Source organism: Chryseobacterium vrystaatense, assembly GCF_000737765.1.
GTDB lineage: Bacteria > Bacteroidota > Bacteroidia > Flavobacteriales > Weeksellaceae > Chryseobacterium > Chryseobacterium vrystaatense.
The window spans coordinates 403,337-423,069 of the sequence record NZ_JPRI01000012.1 but is presented as its reverse complement, the minus strand read 5'-3'; the positions used below and the strand labels follow the sequence as shown (position 1 = coordinate 423,069).

Annotated in this window: 20 protein-coding genes; 12 read left to right on the top strand and 8 right to left on the bottom strand. The window is 36.7% G+C overall.

Going from position 1 to position 19,733, the window contains the following annotated elements; genetic code table 11:
• Positions 1 to 45 precede the first annotated feature (45 nt).
• Genes IW16_RS24230 through IW16_RS24220 form a run of 3 tightly spaced genes read right to left on the bottom strand, consistent with a single transcriptional unit; the run spans position 46 to position 1,916 of the window.
• On the bottom strand, positions 46 to 585 hold the full coding sequence (locus IW16_RS24230; protein WP_034750904.1) for a hypothetical protein: 540 nt from the start codon (positions 583 to 585) through the stop codon (positions 46 to 48).
• Between the two features lies 1 nt (position 586).
• Entirely contained in the window at positions 587 to 1,441 is an 855-nt protein-coding gene (locus tag IW16_RS24225) for a nucleoside phosphorylase (RefSeq protein ID WP_034750900.1), read from the bottom strand.
• A gap of 19 nt (positions 1,442 to 1,460) precedes the next feature.
• On the bottom strand, positions 1,461 to 1,916 hold the full coding sequence (locus IW16_RS24220; RefSeq protein ID WP_034750898.1) for a hypothetical protein: 456 nt from the start codon (positions 1,914 to 1,916) through the stop codon (positions 1,461 to 1,463).
• Positions 1,917 to 2,144: 228 nt separating this feature from the next.
• On the opposite strand from IW16_RS24220, the gene IW16_RS24215 reads away from it, so the two are divergent.
• From IW16_RS24215 to IW16_RS24205, 3 genes are all read left to right on the top strand, one after another.
• A complete protein-coding gene (locus IW16_RS24215) occupies positions 2,145 to 3,974 on the top strand; it encodes a cytochrome-c peroxidase (RefSeq protein WP_034750896.1) in 1,830 nt (609 codons plus the stop codon).
• Between the two features lie 190 nt (positions 3,975 to 4,164).
• Positions 4,165 to 6,318, top strand: a complete 2,154-nt coding sequence (locus tag IW16_RS24210) for an alkaline phosphatase PhoX (RefSeq protein WP_034750893.1) — start codon at positions 4,165 to 4,167, stop codon at positions 6,316 to 6,318.
• A gap of 54 nt (positions 6,319 to 6,372) precedes the next feature.
• Positions 6,373 to 7,272, top strand: coding sequence for a leucine-rich repeat domain-containing protein (locus IW16_RS24205; protein WP_034750890.1), 900 nt, complete (start codon positions 6,373 to 6,375; stop codon positions 7,270 to 7,272).
• 2 nt (positions 7,273 to 7,274) lie between these two features.
• Here IW16_RS24205 and IW16_RS24200 read toward each other — a convergent pair whose 3' ends face one another.
• Positions 7,275 to 7,598, bottom strand: coding sequence for a translation initiation factor (locus IW16_RS24200; RefSeq protein ID WP_034750887.1), 324 nt, complete (start codon positions 7,596 to 7,598; stop codon positions 7,275 to 7,277).
• A 261-nt stretch (positions 7,599 to 7,859) separates the two neighbouring features.
• Here IW16_RS24200 and gpmI point away from each other — a divergent pair, with 261 nt between their 5' ends.
• The 5 genes from gpmI (at position 7,860) to IW16_RS24175 (ending at position 12,809) form a co-directional block, all read left to right on the top strand.
• The gene (gpmI, locus tag IW16_RS24195; protein WP_034750884.1) at positions 7,860 to 9,401 is read left to right on the top strand and encodes a 2,3-bisphosphoglycerate-independent phosphoglycerate mutase; all 1,542 of its coding nucleotides are present in this window, start codon (positions 7,860 to 7,862) and stop codon (positions 9,399 to 9,401) included.
• Between the two features lie 151 nt (positions 9,402 to 9,552).
• Complete coding sequence (locus IW16_RS24190) at positions 9,553 to 10,533, top strand: acyl-ACP desaturase (RefSeq protein WP_034750881.1); 981 nt, start codon at positions 9,553 to 9,555, stop codon at positions 10,531 to 10,533.
• Positions 10,534 to 10,628: 95 nt separating this feature from the next.
• The gene (locus IW16_RS24185; protein ID WP_034750878.1) at positions 10,629 to 11,060 is read left to right on the top strand and encodes a BT0820 family HAD-type phosphatase; all 432 of its coding nucleotides are present in this window, start codon (positions 10,629 to 10,631) and stop codon (positions 11,058 to 11,060) included.
• A 172-nt stretch (positions 11,061 to 11,232) separates the two neighbouring features.
• The gene (gene map, locus IW16_RS24180; RefSeq protein WP_034750875.1) at positions 11,233 to 12,042 is read left to right on the top strand and encodes a type I methionyl aminopeptidase; all 810 of its coding nucleotides are present in this window, start codon (positions 11,233 to 11,235) and stop codon (positions 12,040 to 12,042) included.
• Positions 12,042 to 12,809, top strand: coding sequence for a class I SAM-dependent methyltransferase (locus IW16_RS24175; protein ID WP_034750872.1), 768 nt, complete (start codon positions 12,042 to 12,044; stop codon positions 12,807 to 12,809). Before map ends, IW16_RS24175 begins: the two co-directional genes overlap by 1 nt.
• 71 nt (positions 12,810 to 12,880) lie before the next feature.
• Here the strand turns inward: IW16_RS24175 and IW16_RS24170 are convergent, their stop codons facing one another.
• Both IW16_RS24170 and IW16_RS24165 read right to left on the bottom strand, forming a co-directional pair.
• Complete coding sequence (locus IW16_RS24170; protein WP_034750869.1) at positions 12,881 to 13,207, bottom strand: DMT family transporter; 327 nt, start codon at positions 13,205 to 13,207, stop codon at positions 12,881 to 12,883.
• A 74-nt stretch (positions 13,208 to 13,281) separates the two neighbouring features.
• Positions 13,282 to 13,845 carry a Crp/Fnr family transcriptional regulator gene (locus IW16_RS24165; protein WP_034750866.1) on the bottom strand — a complete coding sequence of 188 codons (564 nt, stop codon included), beginning with the start codon at positions 13,843 to 13,845 and terminating at the stop codon, positions 13,282 to 13,284.
• 220 nt (positions 13,846 to 14,065) lie between these two features.
• Here IW16_RS24165 and era point away from each other — a divergent pair, with 220 nt between their 5' ends.
• Complete coding sequence (era, locus tag IW16_RS24160; RefSeq protein ID WP_034750863.1) at positions 14,066 to 14,941, top strand: GTPase Era; 876 nt, start codon at positions 14,066 to 14,068, stop codon at positions 14,939 to 14,941.
• Between the two features lie 68 nt (positions 14,942 to 15,009).
• Positions 15,010 to 15,438 carry a DoxX family protein gene (locus IW16_RS24155; protein WP_034750851.1) on the top strand — a complete coding sequence of 143 codons (429 nt, stop codon included), beginning with the start codon at positions 15,010 to 15,012 and terminating at the stop codon, positions 15,436 to 15,438.
• Positions 15,439 to 15,504: 66 nt separating this feature from the next.
• Here the strand turns inward: IW16_RS24155 and IW16_RS26390 are convergent, their stop codons facing one another.
• The gene (locus IW16_RS26390; protein WP_117590669.1) at positions 15,505 to 15,660 is read right to left on the bottom strand and encodes a bacteriocin-like protein; all 156 of its coding nucleotides are present in this window, start codon (positions 15,658 to 15,660) and stop codon (positions 15,505 to 15,507) included.
• Between the two features lie 127 nt (positions 15,661 to 15,787).
• Between IW16_RS26390 and IW16_RS24150 the strand changes: the two genes are divergently transcribed.
• Both IW16_RS24150 and IW16_RS24145 read left to right on the top strand, forming a co-directional pair.
• Positions 15,788 to 18,190 (top strand): alpha/beta hydrolase family protein, encoded by a 2,403-nt coding sequence (locus IW16_RS24150; RefSeq protein ID WP_034750848.1) that lies wholly within the window; start codon positions 15,788 to 15,790, stop codon positions 18,188 to 18,190.
• Between the two features lie 139 nt (positions 18,191 to 18,329).
• Positions 18,330 to 18,983: a hypothetical protein gene (locus IW16_RS24145; protein WP_131327981.1), complete on the top strand. Its 654-nt coding sequence runs from the start codon at positions 18,330 to 18,332 to the stop codon at positions 18,981 to 18,983.
• Position 18,984: 1 nt separating this feature from the next.
• Here IW16_RS24145 and IW16_RS24140 read toward each other — a convergent pair whose 3' ends face one another.
• The gene (locus tag IW16_RS24140) at positions 18,985 to 19,674 is read right to left on the bottom strand and encodes an HAD family hydrolase (RefSeq protein ID WP_034750844.1); all 690 of its coding nucleotides are present in this window, start codon (positions 19,672 to 19,674) and stop codon (positions 18,985 to 18,987) included.
• Between the last annotated feature and the right edge of the window lie 59 nt (positions 19,675 to 19,733).

Here is a 19,733-nt window from a genome sequence, read left to right as displayed (position 1 = left end):
AAGGCTTGTGATTTATTTTTTAATGATCATAAGACCTTATTTCTATTATTTTAAATATTCTTTTTTTGAACAATCATAAGAATAGAATTTCTCCTGAGACAGCCAATCGAAATCAAGGCCCAGTTCTTTTCTGTACTTTTGAGCATCAGTGTATTTAATTTGTGGATCTTCATCGTCACGCATTGAAGTATCTGCTGAAATAATCTCACCATTCTTTACATACATAAAAGAATACTCAAAAGATCTCAGGTAGCCTTTTTCCCACAGCGATTCAAAAGGGGTATATTCCCACTCATAATAGTCTTCAATGAAAAAATGATCAATCCTGTAATCTTCAATTAACTTTACCAAATGAGCCTCCGGTTCATCATCTTCATCAAAGACAGCTTCTTTAAAATTTTCCTGAATTTTGATGTGTTCGAAATAATCATTCAGAAATCTAAAGTTTCGAGAGTCTTTAATGAATCTGTCAGTAAGTGAAAAATCAACAGGTATAAAAGTAAGTTCATTTATTTTAAAATGAACTATACTTTTATGGAGATTAATCTCTTGTGGAGTTATTAGACAAAGGATTTGCTGAGGCATTTTACTTAATAATTCTTTCCAGCACCCAATCAATCAGGTTTTTCTCAGAAGCATGGTGATCTGCAGAGAATTCACCTCGTCTTCTGTTCGCAATAACGTTGTTTACTGTAATTGCTTTGTGGCCTAATAATTTTGAAAGAGCATAAATTGCTGAGGTTTCCATTTCAAAGTTGGTTACGCCAAGATCATTCAGCGTTTCCAAAAACTTATCATCAAGTGCCTTTAAACGCAGCTGCCTTCCCTGTGGAGCATAGAATCCCGGAAAAGTAGCGGTGTTACCGTGGTATTTGGCATCTTTGTAATATTCTCCCATTTCTTCTGCCCAGTCTGAGAAATAAAGCATAGGCTTGATTTTTTCATATGGGAAGTTCTCCACGAAGTTTTTAGAGAATTCGTTCTCAAAGCTGTAATCCTGGTAGAAATGCATCAGTCCGTCAAGACCTACAACATTTTGTGTTACCAGCATATTATCTACCTGCACATCAGGATTTACACTTCCACATGTTCCCATACGGAAAAGCTCAAGAGCCTTATGTTCTGTTTTAAATTCTTTGTTTTGAAGATCAATATTAACCAATGCATCAAGCTCGTTCATGACGATATCGATGTTTTCAGTTCCGATACCTGTAGACATTACGGTAATTCTTTCTCCACGAAGAGTTCCGGTATGCGTATAAAATTCTCTTTTGTTTTTTTTGATCTCTACTTTGTCAAAATACTTTGAAACTTTTGCCACTCTATCGGGATCTCCCACAAGGATAATCTTATCAGCAATATCTTCAGGTAAAAGATTTAAGTGGTATACACTTCCGTCATCATTCAGTACCAGCTCTGAGGCAGCAAGTTTATTTAGCATAATTTATATGTTTTGTTTTTTAATTAATAAAAATAGCGTCTTTATAAGGTGATCCGGCAAGATCGTAGATTGTGTCATATTCTTCAACGATTCTTTTTTGTCCCTGAAATATTTCGTAGACTGTAACAATGGTCTTTTCAAAATTTTTAGGATCCTTTCGTTGAGTGGTGATTTCGTAGAATTTATCTCCTTTTTTCAGAACAGAGACCATTTCTTCTTTGGTTGAATTGTTGGAATTCATCATGCCCGGGAAATCCATAACAACATCCTTAAGATCTGTATAGTTTTTATAAGGTTTGGTAACCCCGTTTGAATATACGTAAACATTGGGAATCTGTTTGTTTTCTTCCAAACGTATCAGGTAATAATCATTACCTTTCTTCTCTGCATAAACGGCCATTTCTTTCTTTTTTTGTGAAAATGCACAAATTGAAAGGAAACTCGCCGCTAAAGCGAATAGTACTTTTGTTTTCATAATAATATTTTGTTTTTAATCTGCTGAAAATAACGTTAAAAATCCTCTCCCAATATCTTTCGTCATCACTTTTTAACCCGGCATTTCGAATATTCCGTTCTTAAGTATAATGAATTTGATTTCGGGGTTTAAAATTAATAAAAATATTTTATCTGAAATATAAACATTTTTTAATCTGCTGTTAAACTTGTGATAACATGGGAGTGGTACTTTTGCCGCTAAAAATTGATGAGATTATATCCGCTGCTTGCTGTGATTGTTTTGATAGGTTTTGCTGTCATGTCTTTTAACCCGGTTGATAAGGGAGAAGAAAATGAAAATACCTTTGTCAATAAGGGGTTGTCCGATTTTAAAAACAGGCTTGATCAGCTAAAATCAGATGTATATAAATTCTCAGACGATCAGATTACTATAGAAGAACTTAGAAATTCTTTAAGCAATACAAGAAATTCATTTAAAGAAATAGAATTTTACATTGCCTACCATTACCCTGAATTTACAAAAACACATCTTAATGCCGCTCCGTTATTTCATATTGAAGCAGCAGGTACTTCCGCATATACACTTCCACCGGAAGGACTTCAGGTTCTTGACGAACTGATATTCTCCGATGAGGCAGGAGATGAAAAAGAAAAGATCAAAACCATTACAGATTTTCTTTACAATTCTTATTCAAGTTTTTATCTGAGTGCTGTGAAGAATGGTTTAAGCCGGGGAAATAATAAAACACTTCCGCTAAGAATAGAACTGATCAGAATTTACACGCTCGGTGTTACAGGTTTTGATACGCCAGGATCTCTCAATATTTCTGAAGAAGCCGGTCATGCGCTTACCGGAATGAAAAAATATATCCACGACGACGCATATTTTAAAAATTATAATGTTCAGAAAGCTAGTGATGTTCTTGCGGAGGGGATCGTTTATCTGTCCCAAAATAAGGATTTTGAAACTTTTGACAGAATCGAGTTTTACAAAAAATATATCCAGCCTCTGTACGAAGAGTTTGGAAAGTGGGATGGAAGAGAAGATGATCTTAAAGAATTTTCGGGTTGGAATGTTAAGAGTAAAAATCTTTTCAGCAGTGATTTTCTGGACCCATATTTCTATACCTTATTACAGTCTTCAGAAGATAATGCAGAACTGCGAAGTCTCGGAAAATCTATTTTTTATGATCAGAATTTAAGTGAAAACGGTAAAATGAGCTGTGCAGCCTGCCACCTTCAGGAAAATGCTTTTACAGATCTTAAAGCGAAGTCCCAGAGCAATGTGGAAGGGAAAACTGTTTTAAGAAATTCTCCAACTTTGTATAATGCTGTTTTTGCGAAAAGATTCTTCTATGATCTTCGTGCATTTTACTTGGAACAGCAGGCTGAGCATGTAATCTATAATGACGATGAGTTTAATACGAGTTATGAGGATATTATCAAAAAACTGAACACCAAACCAGAGTATAAAAAAGCTTTCCGGGAAGCTTTCAAGGATGGCAAAATCAATAAAGAGAACTTTTCTAAGGCCTTGAGCTCATATGCTGCTTCACTATATTCTTTTGATAGCGATTTTGACCGTTTTATGAGAAATGAAAAAGATGTTTCTGAGGATGTCAAAAAAGGCTACAATCTGTTTATGGGAAAAGCAAATTGTGCCACCTGCCACTTTGCTCCACATTTTTCAGGTTTGGTCCCACCGTTCTTTAATGAGAATGAATCTGAGGTTTTAGGGATAACTGTAAAACCTGTCAATCAGCTTCCTGTTGAACTGGATCCTGATCTGGGAAGAGGAAACAGTCCGGTAAAAAAAGAGAAATCCTGGATCTATGATTATTCTTTCAAGACCGTTACAGTGAGAAACATTGCCCTTACCAAACCATATTTTCATAATGGCGCCTTCAACACTCTGGAAGAAGTAATGGATTTTTACAACGAAGGTGGAGGTGAAGGACTCGGCCTGAAGATGAAAAATCAGACATTGCCGCCAGACAAACTTGACCTTAGCAAAACCGAGATCAAACAGGTTATTGCTTTTCTGAATTCCTTAACAGATATAAGTAAGGCTAAATAAATGTATGACGCATCCCGTAAATCGTAATTCATATTAGAACCTGGAAATTCTTATTATTTAACAATTATTTAATTCCCTTAACATTGGGTTCCGAATTAATTAATATTCCCTGATCTTTATTTAAAGTCCTATTAACAGAGGTACAGCGATAAAAAAATAGTTTTGCAAGGTCTAATAAATCAATAAAAAAATGAAGAAAAAATTACTGACAATTGCGGCGTTGGCAATGGTTGCAGGCTTTAGCTTACAGGCGCAGACCTTTTTATTCAACAAAAACTCTTCGTGGAGCTTTAAGGATAACAATCAGGCCCTTGCAGATCCCTGGAAAGGCCAGACTTTTGACATCTCTACATGGGCAACAGGCAACGGACCTCTTGGATATGGAGATCCTGTAACAACGACGATCAGCACGGGACTTACAACAGCTTATTTTGCTAAAGACTTTACGGTAGATCTTTCAACCCTTTCAGACAATATGGAATTGGGAGTGATGAGAGACGACGGTATTGTTGTTTATCTTAATGGAGTTGAGGTGGTAAGAGACAATATGCCTGCAGGGACTATTGCTTTCAATACACCTTCCGTTACTACAATTGATGGAGCAGCAGAAAGTGTTTATAATATTTTTTCTATTCCAAAATCTAAATTTGTAAACGGAACGAACAGGATTTCTGTAGAACTTCACAACAGAACAGGAACCAGTTCAGATCTTAGAATCGATGCGTATTTAAAAACAACGGCTACTGTTACACCTCTTCCTGGATGTACAGGAACACACATCAGCTGTTTTACCTCTATCGTTCCTACTGCACAAACCAATAAACTGATTATCCCGGCTGAACATAAATACCAGCTTATCTTAAAAGAAGGTGATAATTACACCGAAGGAGGCGGAATGGTAGGAGGTCAGAATGACTTTACAGCCTATGTTGCCAAGTCTGCAAGCAGCACAAACGGATACCTTTCTGTCAACCACGAAACGAATCCCGGAGGTGTTACCATGGCAGAAGTTAACTATAATACTTCTACAAAACTTTGGCAGTTGACAAAATCAAGAGCGGTAAGCTTCTCTGATCCTAGTTTAGTTCAGACCATCAGAAACTGTTCCGGAGGCGTTACACCTTGGGGAACGGTTGTTACTGCAGAAGAATCTGTTACTTCTAATGATGTGAACAGTGACGGTTATAAAGATTACGGTTGGCTGGTAGAGATTGATCCGGCTACGGCTCAGGTTATTTCTAAAAATACAGACGGATCCAAAGGGAAACTTTGGCAAATGGGGATTATGAACCATGAGAACGTAGTAGTTAATAACGCTGGAACTACAGCTTATTATGGAGAAGATGGCGGAACTCACATGGTTTATAAATACGTATTGGATACTCCGAACAATCTAGCTTCAGGAAACCTTTATGTACTGAAACTTGACCAGGGATTAAGTGCTTCCGGAGATCCGGTAGGAACTACCGCTACATGGATTCAGGTTCCGAATAAAGTAAAAGCAGATCAGAACAATACAGCAACTCTTGCTCAGTCACTGGGAGGAACAAGATTTAATGGAGTGGAAGATGTAGATATCAGTCCATTGGACGGGAAAATCTATTTTACAGCAAAAGGATTAGATAAAATATACCGTCTTCAGGATAACGGAACTACCGCTTCTCAGGTAGAAACTTTCGCTGGTGGTGCTTCTACATCTTACTCTTTCAATACACCACAGGGAATGAAATCTGAAGCTTGGGGTGACGGAAATGACAACCTTACTTTTGATGAACTTGGAAACCTATGGGTTCTTCAGGATGGTGGAAAAAATTATATTTGGGTCATTGCTCCTGATCACACACAGGCTAATCCTAAAGTAAGACTTTTCGCTTCTATGCCGGCAGGATCAGAGCCTACAGGACTAACGTTTACACCAGATCATAAATTCGGTTTCTTCTCAATTCAGCATCCTGATTCTACGATCTCAACAGATGTAGATGCTACAGGAAATACGATTGATTACAGAGGAAAATCAGCTACGATTGTTATTGCTTTGAAACAAAACTTAGGAACATCAGGAGCGTTGGGAACTGTTGAAGCCAATCATGCTGAAACTACAGTCGATGTTGCTCCGAATCCTACATCAGGAATTGTTAAGATCAATTCAGCAAAAGGGTTGAAGGATATTTCAGTAACTGCGTACAGTATGGATGGAAAAATCGTTTATACGAAGAAATTCAGTGGAGTAAACAGATCATTGGATCTTGATTTTACCCATCAGTTAGAAACATCCCGTATCCTGATTCTGAATATTGAAGCCGAAGGCGGTTTCCAGAAGACTGTGAAATTATTAAAAAAGTAAATTATTAATACTCATTTCGGGCGGCGGCAGAGCCGCCGCCCGAAATTTTTCACTATGAAAAAATTAGTTCTGTTTGTTTCTATTCTCTCTCTCTGCCAGATCAAGGCACAGATCGATCCTGTAAAATATCCCACGTTTACCAATATAGACGAGGCGATAAACAGTAAAAAAACCGTTTACAGTATGAGTTTTCGTGAAAAGGGACTTTTTAACCTCCCTCCGCAGATCTCAAAACTGAATTCTCTTTTTTTCCTTAACATTATGGGAAATAAGCTTGAAAAAATGGATCAGGAGATCTTTGCTTTAACGGAACTGGAGATCTTAAATGTGAATGAAAACAGCATCAAGTATATTCCAGATGAAATTGGAACTCTGAAAAAGCTCAATACATTCTCAATGAACCTTAACGGGCTCACCAGCATTAATCCTAATGTTGCAAAACTTCAAAATTTAAAAGCAGTTCATTTTGACGCCAATAATCTGAATGTATTTCCCGAAGCACTGATGGAGATTCCATCTTTGGAAGAAATAAACCTTCAGGGAAATCAGATCAGTATCATTGCTGACCGATTAAAAAGGATCAAACATTTAAAATTTTTAAACCTTTCTGAAAACCAGATCAATGATCTTGGGAACCTTTCTTTTCCTAAAAATTTAAAATATCTGGAACTGCAGCAGAATGCTATTGTCAAGCTGCCTGAAAATCTGTTCAAATCTAAAAACCTTGAGTTTCTGAACGTAAGCAGCAACGGTATCACAGAATTATCCACCAGAATCGGAGGATTGAAAAATATAGTCAGTATGAATCTGGCCAATAATAAACTGAAAAACATTCCCGAAGAAATCAGCCAGCTTAAAAAACTGAAAACCCTGATTCTGACAGGAAATCCTATAGATAAAATAAAGATTGAACGATTAAGAAACCTGATGCCGGAAACCCAGATCTATTTCTAGATCTATCCGCCGACTCTTTTGGTTTTATATCCCATTTCTTTAAGGATATTCATTATTTTATCACGATTATCGCCCTGAATAATGATCGTTCCGTCTTTCTCTGAACCGCCAATTCCCAAGGTGGTTTTTATTTTCTTTGAAATCTTCTTCAGATCTTCCTCACTGCCTTCCCAGCCTTCAACCACTGTTACGGGCTTCCCATTTCTGCCTTTCTTTTCAAATTTGCACACCAATGGTTCATGCTGCTTAAATTCTTCTTTAGGCATTTCAAAATCCTTTTCCTCATGTTCAGGAAAAAGGTTCTTTAACTGATCTCGTAAATCCATAAAGCAAAATTAAATAATAATTTATAAAAGTACACCAACCGGTCTGAAATTTAGTGCATGAATTAATGGTTCCCGTAATAACAAAAAAATACCCAGGCAGGTGATCCGATAAATCTGTGAGAGATCAAAAAATGATAATACAGTAATATACCCTGTATGGAAACACTTCCCGTTTTTACCTGAATGTTTTTAAAATAAACCTTTCAAATTCTTTCATTCATGGGAAATTAGGTAAATTTGTGTAACAAAAAGTTATAAGAAATGTCAAAAAAAGCAATATTAGCAATCCTTGACGGATGGGGACTGGGAATGAATCCTGAGGTTTCAGCCTTAGATAAAGCAAACACTCCATTTATAGACAGCTGTTATCAAAAATTTCCACATACAACACTTGAAGCAAGTGGTCTGGCTGTAGGACTTCCTCTGGGACAGATGGGGAATTCTGAAGTAGGTCATATGAATTTGGGTGCAGGAAGAGTGGTATATCAGAATCTTGTAAAGTTGAATATGGCCGTTGAAAACGGAACATTGGGACAACAGCAAATCATTCAGGATGCCTTTGAATATGCTAAAAGAGAAAATAAAAAACTGCACTTTATCGGATTAGTTTCCAATGGAGGAGTACATTCACATATCAATCACTTAAAAGGGCTACTGACTGCTGCTCAGGAGTTCGGACTTCACGAAAATGTTTTTGTTCATGCTTTTACCGACGGAAGAGACTGTGATCCACATTCAGGGCTTGGATTTATTGAAGAACTTCAGGATCATATGGCAACTACGGTAGGTCAGTTGGCTACAGTGATCGGAAGGTATTATGCGATGGACCGTGATAAAAGATGGGAACGTGTAAAACTGGCTTATGATGCTATGGTAGAAGGTGTAGGAGTGCAGACAACAGATGCTTTGGCTGCCATCAAATCTTCTTACGACAATAATGTAACTGATGAGTTCCTGAAGCCTGTTATTCTTGTTAAAACAACAGAAACAGGAAATGTAGTTCCCGTGGCTAAAATTATTGATGGAGATGTGGTGATCTGTTTCAATTTCCGTACAGACAGAGGACGTGAGATCACAGAAGTTCTTACCCAGAAAGATTTCCCTGATTTCTTTATGCGTAAACTGAATCTTCATTATATCACATTAACAAACTATGACAAAACCTATCAGAATGTACAGGTAGTATTTGATGAAGAAGTACTGAAGGAGACCATGGGGGAGATTCTTGAAAGAAACGGCAAAACGCAGATAAGAATTGCTGAAACAGAAAAATATCCTCACGTAACGTTCTTCTTTTCTGGAGGTAGAGAAGAAGAATTCAATGGTGAAAGAAGGCTTCTTTGCCCAAGTCCGAAAGATGTTCCGACTTACGACCTTAAACCTGAAATGTCAGCGTATGATATCACGAACGTCATCATCCCGGAGCTGGAAAACGGAACAGCTGATTTTGTCTGTCTTAATTTTGCCAATACCGATATGGTAGGACATACAGGAGTTTTTGAAGCTGCTGTAAAAGCTGCCGAAACAGTTGATCAATGTATTCAGAAAGTAGCAACGACTGCTTACGAACATGGGTATGCTGTATTTATTTTGGCAGACCATGGAAATTCAGATGTGATGATCAATCCCGATGGTACTCCAAATACACAGCATTCCACGAATCTTGTTCCATTCATCGTAATGGATAAAGATCATACATGGAATCTAAAACCGGGGAAACTTGGTGATGTAGCTCCAACGATCCTAAAGGTAATGGGAGTGGAAATTCCGGAAATAATGACAGGAGATATTTTAGTTAGTTAAAATTCAATAATAATGTCCGGAAAATGCCGTTATAATATAGATGGCGGCATTTTTGTATGATTTATGTCAGTCATGGTATGGGTTGCATATGTTATTATGCGACAAATAATAAATAAATCATATCTTTGTAAATTAAAATCCATATAGTAAAATGTATCAAAAGCTTGTCAGAAAAGAAGTAATGGGAATATTGGAAAAGGAGGTAGGTTCTTTTCTGGATAAATTTTTAACGCCAATTGAAAAGATCTGGCAGCCTTCCGATTATCTTCCAGATCCATCAAGCTCTGATTTCAAATATGATCTTGAAGAAATTCAGACCTATGCACGTGAAATGCCTTACGATCTTTTTGTAACGCTGATCGGAGACTGTATTACAGAAGAAGCATTGCCTTCTTATGAATCATGGTTGATGGGAGTAGACGGAATTGATCAGGAGAAAAACGAAGTCGGCTGGGCCAACTGGATAAGAGCATGGACTGGTGAAGAAAACAGACATGGAGATCTTTTGAGCAAATATCTTTATTTGTGTGGAAGAGTAAACATGAGAGAACTGGAAGTTACCACTCAATATTTAATTAATGATGGTTTCGATTTGGGCACTAGCATGGATCCTTACAGAAACTTCGTTTATACAAGTTTTCAGGAAACAGCAACTAATATTTCTCACAGAAGAGTTGGTACATTAGCTAAACAGTCCGGAAACGGGAAACTGGCGAAAATGTGTGGAGTGATCGCTGCTGACGAAGCAAGACACGCAAAAGCTTACAAACATTTCGTTGCTAAAATTTTAGAAATAGATCCTTCAGAAATGATTCTTGCATTTGAAGATATGATGCGTAAGAAGATCGTAATGCCGGCTCACATGATGAGACAGTCTGGTCAAAAAGCTGGTGAACTTTGGGGACATTTCTCAGATGCAGCACAAAGATGTATGGTCTATACAGGGAATGATTATATCAATATTTTATCTGACCTGTTGGATGAATGGAAGATTGAACATGTAAAGGGACTTACTGAAAAAGCGGAAAAAGCTCAGGAATATTTAATGAAACTTCCGGGAAGATTACAGAAAATCACAGACAGAATTTCTACTCCGGACCTTCAGTTCGAGTTTAAATGGGTGAAAAGCTAATTTCAGTTTATCATTAAATTATAAAAACTTAAGAGTGCCATCGTTTTCGGCACTCTTTTTATTTCTTATCTTTGCAAAGCTAAAAAAGGTACAAAATGTTAAATAATAAAAAAATTGCAGTGGATTTTGACGGGACTATCGTTGATGATGCATATCCGGCAATTGGAAAAGCGAAAATTTTTGCTTTCGAAACATTAAAAAGACTTCAGGCAGAAGGGTACAGGTTAATCCTCTGGACATACAGACATGGAAAGACTTTAGACGAAGCTGTAGAATTCTGCAAAAATAACGGAATTGAATTCTATGCAGTTAATTCAAGTTTTGAAGGAGAAGTTTTCGATTCTGAAAATCAATCCAGAAAACTGGATGCAGACTGGTTCATTGATGACAGGAACTTAGGCGGATTTCCGGGATGGGGAGAGATTTACAATATTATCCAGGAAAGAATAGAATTCCGTGTAGAAGGAAAAGAAGTGCTGGCTTATTCAAAACTTAAAAAAGAAAAGAAAAAAGGACTTTTCTGGTAAAAATTTAAAAGAAGTTAGAAGTCAGAGCTTAGAAGTTAGTTTTTAATGCTGCTTCTTTTTTAAATTTATCAGGAAACCGTAGATGTCCAGAAGACTATTCTATTATTATCGTTAAAAATATACATTGAGCTGTAGTCTAATATCTGACATCTAATATCTAACATCTAAAAAAATGATTCAATTAAAAACAATAGAGGAATTACGCCTCATGAAGGAGAGTGCACATTTGGTGTCCAAAACACTTGGAATGCTTGCCAAGGAAATAAAGCCGGGAATCAATACTTTATATCTTGATAAACTGGCTCATGATTTCATCAAAGATCACGGGGCTGAACCTGCTTTCTTAGGATATGGCGGTTTCCCTAATTCTTTATGTATTTCTCCAAACGATCAGGTTGTTCACGGTTTTCCCAATAATGATATTATACAGGAAGGAGATGTTCTTTCTGTAGACTGTGGTGTTATTCTTAATGGTTTTGTAGGAGATCATGCCTATACATTTGAGATAGGAGAAGTAAAGCCTGAGGTTAAAAAACTTTTACAGGTAACTAAAGAGTCTCTTTATAAAGGAATTGCACAGTGTGTAAGAGGAAAAAGAATTGGAGATATTTCTCATGCAATTCAGACTCACTGTGAAAAAGAAGGGTATGGTGTAGTAAAAGAACTTGTAGGACATGGTCTTGGAAGAAAAATGCATGAAGATCCGCAGGTTCCTAATTACGGAAAACAGGGAAGCGGAAAAGTAATTAAGGACGGTCTTGCTATTGCTATTGAACCCATGGTAAACCTTGGTACAGAAAAAGTAAAATTCCATAATGACGGATGGACCGTAACTACTTTGGATAATCTGCCTTCTGCACATTTTGAGCATGATGTAGCTGTGATCAACGGTAAACCGGTATTGCTTTCCACATTCAAATATGTTTACGAGGCATTAGGCATTGTAAGCGATGAAGAAAAGCCATTCCAATTGGATTTTTAATGAAAAAAGTAGCCAAACTTTTACTTAATACAATACCACGTCCGATGCTTATTACAATGAGTATCTGGGCGAGGCCGCTTATATATCAGTTTTTCAAGGGAGACGAGTTTTACGATCCTATAGATGGAAAATCCTACAGGAAATTCCTTCCTTATGGATATGGTAAACAGCGTGAAAATGCGCTTTCTCCGGGAACATTAAGCTTGGAGAGACACCGTCAGATGTGGCTTTATCTTCAAAACGAAACCGATTTTTTTATTAAAAATGCCAAGGTTCTGCATATTGCTCCCGAACAGGAATTTCTGAGGAAGTTTAAGTTGATGAAAAATCTGGATTATATTTCTGCAGATCTTTTTTCGCCCATTGTAGATGTGAAAGCAGATATTCTGGATTTGCCCTTTGCTGACGAAAGCTTTGATATTGTCTTTTGTAACCATGTTCTGGAACACATAGAAGATGATGCAAAAGCGATAAGTGAACTCTACAGAGTGATGAGGCCCGGAGGGTGGGGGATTTTCCAGGTTCCAATGAGAAACTCTCTGGAGAAAACCTACGAAGATTTTTCGATCAAAGATCCAAAAGAAAGGCAAAAACACTTCGGACAGTATGACCACGTTCGCTGGTACGGAATGGACTATTTTGACCGTCTGAGAAAAGCAGGATTTGAAACAGAACCGAACTTCTATTCTCAGAATTTTTCAGAAGAAGAAATCAGAAAATACGGGTTAAGACAAAACGAAATCTTACCTGTAGTTTTCAAAAAATAAAAACAACAATAAACCCGTCTTCAAATCTGAAGGCGGGTTTATTTAATATAGATAGAAGTCGTTTATTGATCTTAGTGAGAAGCAGATTTTAATCCTATTACAGAACCAATTAAGGTTATGATGAAAAATACTCTCCAAAAGCTTACAGGATCCTTAAAAAAGAAAATTCCCATCAGAGCTGTTCCTACTGCTCCTATTCCTGTCCATACCGCATAGGCCGTTCCTATCGGGAGCGTTTGCGTTGCTTTAATAAGAAGCAGCATGCTGATCGTCATAGTTACCAGAAAGCCGGTATACCAGTAATACATCTCAGATCCGGATGTTTCTTTGGCCTTTCCTAAACAGGATGCAAAGGCTACCTCAAATATTCCTGCGATGATTAAAATAATCCAATTCATTTTTTTTGATTTTCTCTACTGCAAATTTCAGGATTTGACGGGAGAAAAAACTTTACAATTGTTAAAAAATAAATTTATTTTATTTCAGCACGTATCCTGCTCAGGCTTACCTGTGTGATTCCAAGATAAGAGGCAATATGGCCCAGTTGAACTCTTTTCAGGAGGTCAGATTTGTTGGTAATAAGGTCTTTATAACGTTCCAGTGATGTTTTAAACTGTCTTGAAATGATCAGTTCTTCTGTTTTTACAAGTTCCCTTTCTGCAAATTTTCTTCCCCAGTTGGCAATATGGATGTCTTCGTTGAAAAGTTTTTTCAGACTTTCAGTTTCCAGAACATACAGATCACAGTCTTCCAGAAGTTCGATGCTCTCATAACCCGGCTTATCCTCTACATAACTTTTCATGGAAAGCGCAGTTTCACCTTCACTCCCGAACCAGAATGTGATATCGTTGTCTGCAGTAGAAGCGTAAGCACGCACAATGCCTTTCCTGATAAAATAAATATGAGGAACGATCTTACCTGCTTCCATAAGGCAGAAATATTTGGGATGTGATATTTCCGTAATATGCCTTTTCAAAGAATTTTTTGAGGTTTCCGGAAGTACATAAATACGGTCGAGGATCTGGTCTATATCCATAAAGTGAATTATAATGTCAAAAGTATTCGTTTTAAGAAATACAATACAATTGTTTTTCTTTCAATTTCCAAATTAATCAGATAAATATAGTGATGAATCATTTAAAAAAATAACAACAGTAGTTTTTTAGACGGATTAAGCTTTTTTATTTTTAAAAGTAGACTTAAACCGTGAAGACCAGTTTTGTTTTACTAACTTTGCAGTTCGTAATATTATTTATATGCATAAAGCTGGATTTGTAAACATAGTCGGAAAGCCTAATGCCGGAAAATCTACCTTATTAAATCAATTAATGGGAGAGAAACTGGCTATTGTAACGCAGAAGGCCCAGACAACCCGCCACAGAATTTTTGGAATTTATAACGAAGAAGATCTACAGATTGTATTTTCTGATACTCCCGGAGTGTTAGACGCGAAATATGGTCTTCAGGAAAGAATGATGGATTTTGTAAAGGACTCTTTACAGGATGCCGACGTATTTTTATTCATTGTAGACGTCACTGATAAAGCTGAGCCTTCAGAATTTTTAATTGATAAGCTGAACAAGATTCCGGTGGCAGTACTGCTTCTGCTGAATAAAGTAGACCAAACGACACAGGAAGGACTTGAAAAATTGGTAGAAGAATGGCACAACAGAATCCCCAAAGCTGAGATTCTTCCTATTTCTGCTTTGAATGCTTTCAACACCGATATCATTCTGCCGAAATTAAGATCATTATTGCCGGAGAGCCCCCCTTATTATGATAAGGAGCAATACACCGATAAGCCGGAAAGGTTTTTCGTGAATGAGGCAATCCGTGAGAAAATTCTTTTAAATTATGAGAAAGAAATTCCTTACTCTGTAGAAGTCGTTACTGAGCAGTTTAAAGAAAAAGAAGGAATTATTTTCATTGATTCTATTATTTATGTTGAAAGAGATACCCAGAAAGGAATTATTATCGGACATAAGGGGGAAGCAATCAAAAAAGTTGGAACAGAAGCCAGAATAGATCTGGAAAAATTCTTCTCCAAAAAAATTCATTTAAATCTATTTGTGAAAGTAAAAAAAGACTGGCGTAAAAACGACAGAGATTTGAAAAATTTCGGGTACAGATAAACTAAAAACGCTCGTGATTCCGTTCTATTAAAAGATTTTTATTACCTTTAGTCTTAAATTTTTAGTAAATGAACTATTTCAAGTCAAATTCCAGCTCAGTACCTAAAGATATTATTTTATTAGTAGTGAGAGTGTTTATAGGTTTTGCTATGCTTTCTCATGGTTTTCCGAAGCTGCAAATGCTTTTGGAAGGCGGTAAAATTGAATTTTATGACTTTATAGGATTAGGTCCGTTAGTTACCCTGATTCTAACTGTTATTGCTGAATTTGTCTGTTCAATATTTCTGATATTAGGGCTTTTTACAAGGATTTCACTAGGCTTTCTGATCTTTACAATGATCATTGCCGCGTTTGTAGTTCACGGAGGAGATCTTTTTGAGAAAAGAGAAATGAGTCTTATTTATCTGTCTGTCTATCTTCTGCTGATGGCTTGTGGTGCAGGCAAAGTATCAGTAGACCATATGATAGAGAAAAGAAAAAGAGCTTCTGACTGGTAAAGTAGTCAAGAAAATAAATAAAAAGAGAGCATTTGGATAAATGCTCTCTTTTTATTTATTCTGAAATTAGCATGGATATGATGGAGGCAGGCAATCCCATATTGGTGCTCCATGTTCATCTCTTCCTGTAACGCATGCTTTATAATCAAGATCACACGAAGGTGCACTTCCCCCATTGATTGTTTTCAGATCTTTTTTAGACAACTTTTTTAAATTTTTCATAATAAATATTGAATTAATTTGATGAAACGAATATAGAAAATTTCATTTAAATCACAATAAAGTGGGATAATATTAATGGTTTTATTTATTTCTTAAAAATCACTACATTCGTAGAAAACGATTTTATATGAAGATAAAACTGACCATTTGCCTTCTGGCCTTTCTTAATTTCTATGAGGCCCAGGAGAATATAGCCTATCAAAAGCCATCTGCAGAAATCCTTAAACTGGCAGACTATGAGAGGCCCCCAAGCGTTTTGATGAACAGCAAAAAAGACTGGGTCGTTTTTACCTACCGTCCTACCTATAAAACACTGGAAGATCTTAACCAGCAGGAAATGAAATTGGCAGGATTAAGAATCAACCCTATTACTAATATTTCCAGCAGTGCCACTTACTCCAATAATCTGAAAATAAGAAAGATCAACGATAAGAATGAAACTCAGGTGAAAAATCTGCCTGACAATGCTAAAATCACCTATATTTCATTTTCACCGGACGAAAAGAAACTGGCATTTACCAATACAACAGCCAAAGGAGTAGAGCTTTGGGTAGTTGATATGGAAACTGCTGCAGCCAAAAAAATTACATCTGATAATCTGAATGCCAATTTAGGATCGCCTTATGTTTGGTACAACGATTCTCAGAGTTTTCTGATCAGGACTCTTCCTCAGAACAGACCTGCTCTTATAGATGCCAGCAAAGATCTTCCGACAGGACCGATTGTTTCTACCGCTGATGGTAAAGTTTCACAGAACAGGACTTATCAGGATCTTTTAAAGAATCCTCAGGATGAAAAAAACTTTGAGGTTCTTACAGCTTCGGAAATTTATAACGTAGATCTTAGTGGAAATCTTAAAAAAGTGAAGGATCAGGATATGTATTCCGGTTTAAGCTTTTCTCCGGACGGAAATTATTTAATGACTACCGTGATCAAAAAACCGTTTTCATATATTGTTCCTTTAAATCGATTCCCGCTGACGGCTACAGTTTACGATACAAAAGGAAATACGGTAAAAGTAGTAAATGACGTTCCTTTGAATGAAATAATGCCAAAAGGATTTTCATCTGTAAGAGCAGGAAAAAGAAGTATGGGCTGGAGAAATGATTCACCTGCAACATTGGTGTTTGCCGAAGCTTTGGATGGAGGTGATCAGTCTAAGCCGGCAGAGTACAGGGATGAGATATTTACATGGGAAGCACCTTTTGCTGCGCAGCCCAAATCATTTTTTAAGACAAAGCAGAGATATGAAGGAGTAAACTGGACCAATGATCATTATGCTGTAGTTTCTGAAGGATGGTATGATACAAGAAATACAAAATCGTTTCTGGTAGATCTTAATAATGGAGAGTCTAAAGTGCTTGATGACAGAAATTATCAGGATGTATACAGTGATCCGGGGAATTTTAATATGGCAAAGAACCAGTACGGAAGATATGTCATTGATATGAAAGGAGGAAAGACTTACCTTATCGGAGACGGATTCACGAAAGGGGGACAACACCCTTTCATTGATGAAATGGATGTGAAATCACTTAAAAAGAAAAGACTTTACACTTCCAATATAAAGAATGGTAAAGAAGAGATCATTGATATTCTGAACCCTTCAAAAGGAGAGATTTTAACGATTCAGCAGTCTCCAAGCCTTTATCCAAACTATTTTAAAAAGAATGTAAAATCCAATAAAGCAGAAGCGGTAACCAACTTTGCCAATCCGTTTGAAAGTATTAAAGATGTATATAAAGAAGTAATTACCTACAAAAGAAATGATGGAGTGACTTTAACCGGTACACTTTATCTGCCTGCCAATTATGACAGAAAAGCTAAGAAAGAGAAGCTTCCTTTACTGATCTGGGCGTATCCTACAGAATATAAGGATAAAAATACAGCGGGTCAAAATACGCAGAATCCGAATGACTTCACATTCCCATACTACGGATCTTTCGTATACTGGACTACAAAAGGATATGCGGTTCTTGATGATGCTGCATTCCCGATCATCGGAGAAGGAAAAACGGAACCTAATGATACCTTTATTCCGCAACTGGTAGCCAATGCTGAAGCTGCGATCAATGCTGTTGACCAACTTGGCTACATCGACAAAAAGAAAGTAGCGGTAGGAGGACATTCGTACGGTGCTTTTATGACAGCTAATCTTTTGACCCACTCAAACCTTTTTGCATGCGGAATTGCCAGAAGTGGGGCTTATAACAGAACGCTGACCCCATTCGGATTCCAGAGCGAACAGAGAAATTACTGGGATGTTCCGGAGATTTACAACAAGATGTCTCCGTTTATGAATGCCGACAAAATGAAGACACCAATGCTTTTGGTACATGGTGATGCAGACAATAACCCGGGGACTTTTACTTTACAGACGGAAAGGTATTTCCAGGCTCTGAAGAATTTAGGAGCTCCTGTAAAAATGGTTCTGCTTCCAAAAGAAGCCCATGGTTATGTAGCTAAAGAAAATATTCTGCACCTTTTATGGGAACAGGATCAGTTTCTTGAGAAGTGTTTGAAGAAATAAAATAATTGTACACAAAGCCCGTTCATTGTTGAAACGGGCTTTCTAATTTCTTTTATATATAACCACCATGAAAATATCCTCTATTGTTTTTTTTATTCCAGTTTTAAGTTTTGGGCAATTATCACCTGAGATTGATAAATTGAATAGAGAATTATCAAAAAGTGATCGTGTTGAATCGTCTTTTATAGGGTATGGAGAAGGTGAAAGTAAGGTTTATAAATTGTTCACAGAGATCAATAAAAAAGCTTCTGATAAAGAAGTTGAATATATAGCTCTTAACGGAAATGCTGTAAGTAAAGCTTATGGGGCGAAAATAGCTTTTAGGAGGAAACTGAAAGTTATGGAAAAACTGATTACTTCTTATTTGAAAAATAATGAAAAGATTATTACGATGCAAGGATGTATGGAATCAAATTCATACCTGGCAGATGAACTGTACCAGCATATTTTTTGGGAAAAGAAAAATATAAAGGAAAAAGTTTTTAAAAGACAATATAAAGACAGCATTCAAAGCCTTAAAAATCCTGAAAAAGGACTTTTAGATTTTGTTAACATGCTGGATACCGAGGAATCAAAATGGACCGAAAAGGAAATTGATTCCCTTTTAATCCAATTTGACCAACTCATTCTTAACGATCCGGCTTCTTCACAAAGTCTGGTGGAGTTTATTGCAGAGTCTTATTATTATTATACGGAAATAAAGCATCCTGAATATTATAATAAACTAGCTTACTTCGAGAAAAAATATCATTCTGAAATGATAAGACAGTATCTTGAGTTTTGCAGCAATTAATCTAGAGATACTTCAATATTTCATCAATACTTTTTAACTCCATAAAATTTTCATGTTCCAGATGATGCTCATGCTGTTCGTGGCTCCAGGTAACATGATATGGAATATGAGCTGCATAACCGCCGACTTCCAATACAGGGAGAATATCTGACTTTATAGAATTTCCAAGCATCAGAAAGTGTTCCGGTTGACAGTCAAGATGTTTCAGCAGCTTTTGATAGTCAGATTCCTTTTTATCACTCATAATTTCGATGTGGTGAAAGTACTCCTGCAGCCCTGAATTCTTAAGCTTTCTTTCCTGGTCGAGAAGATCTCCTTTCGTAGCAACAACCAGTCTGTACTTTCCTTTCAAAGTATCTAATGTTTCAGTAACGCCATCTAATAATTCTATGGGTTTTTGCAGCAGTTCCTGACCGATTTCAATAGTTCTGTTGATCAGTTGCATCGATGCGGTACCATTTGAAATTCTGCTTACCGTTTCAACCATACATAACATGAAGCCTTTTACACCGTAACCATACAGGTGAAGATTCTTCATTTCAGTTTTAAATAATTCCTGAGATACAGAATGTTGTGGCAAATAGTCTTCAAGAAGTACACAGAATTCTTTTTCGGCTTCCTGAAAATAAGGCTCATTGATCCAAAGGGTATCATCTGCATCAAAGGCGATCGTTGTTATGTGATTATTCATTTTACTTTTGTATTTTTCTCGTTGCAAAAATCAATATAAAAATTCAATTATAAAAGGAC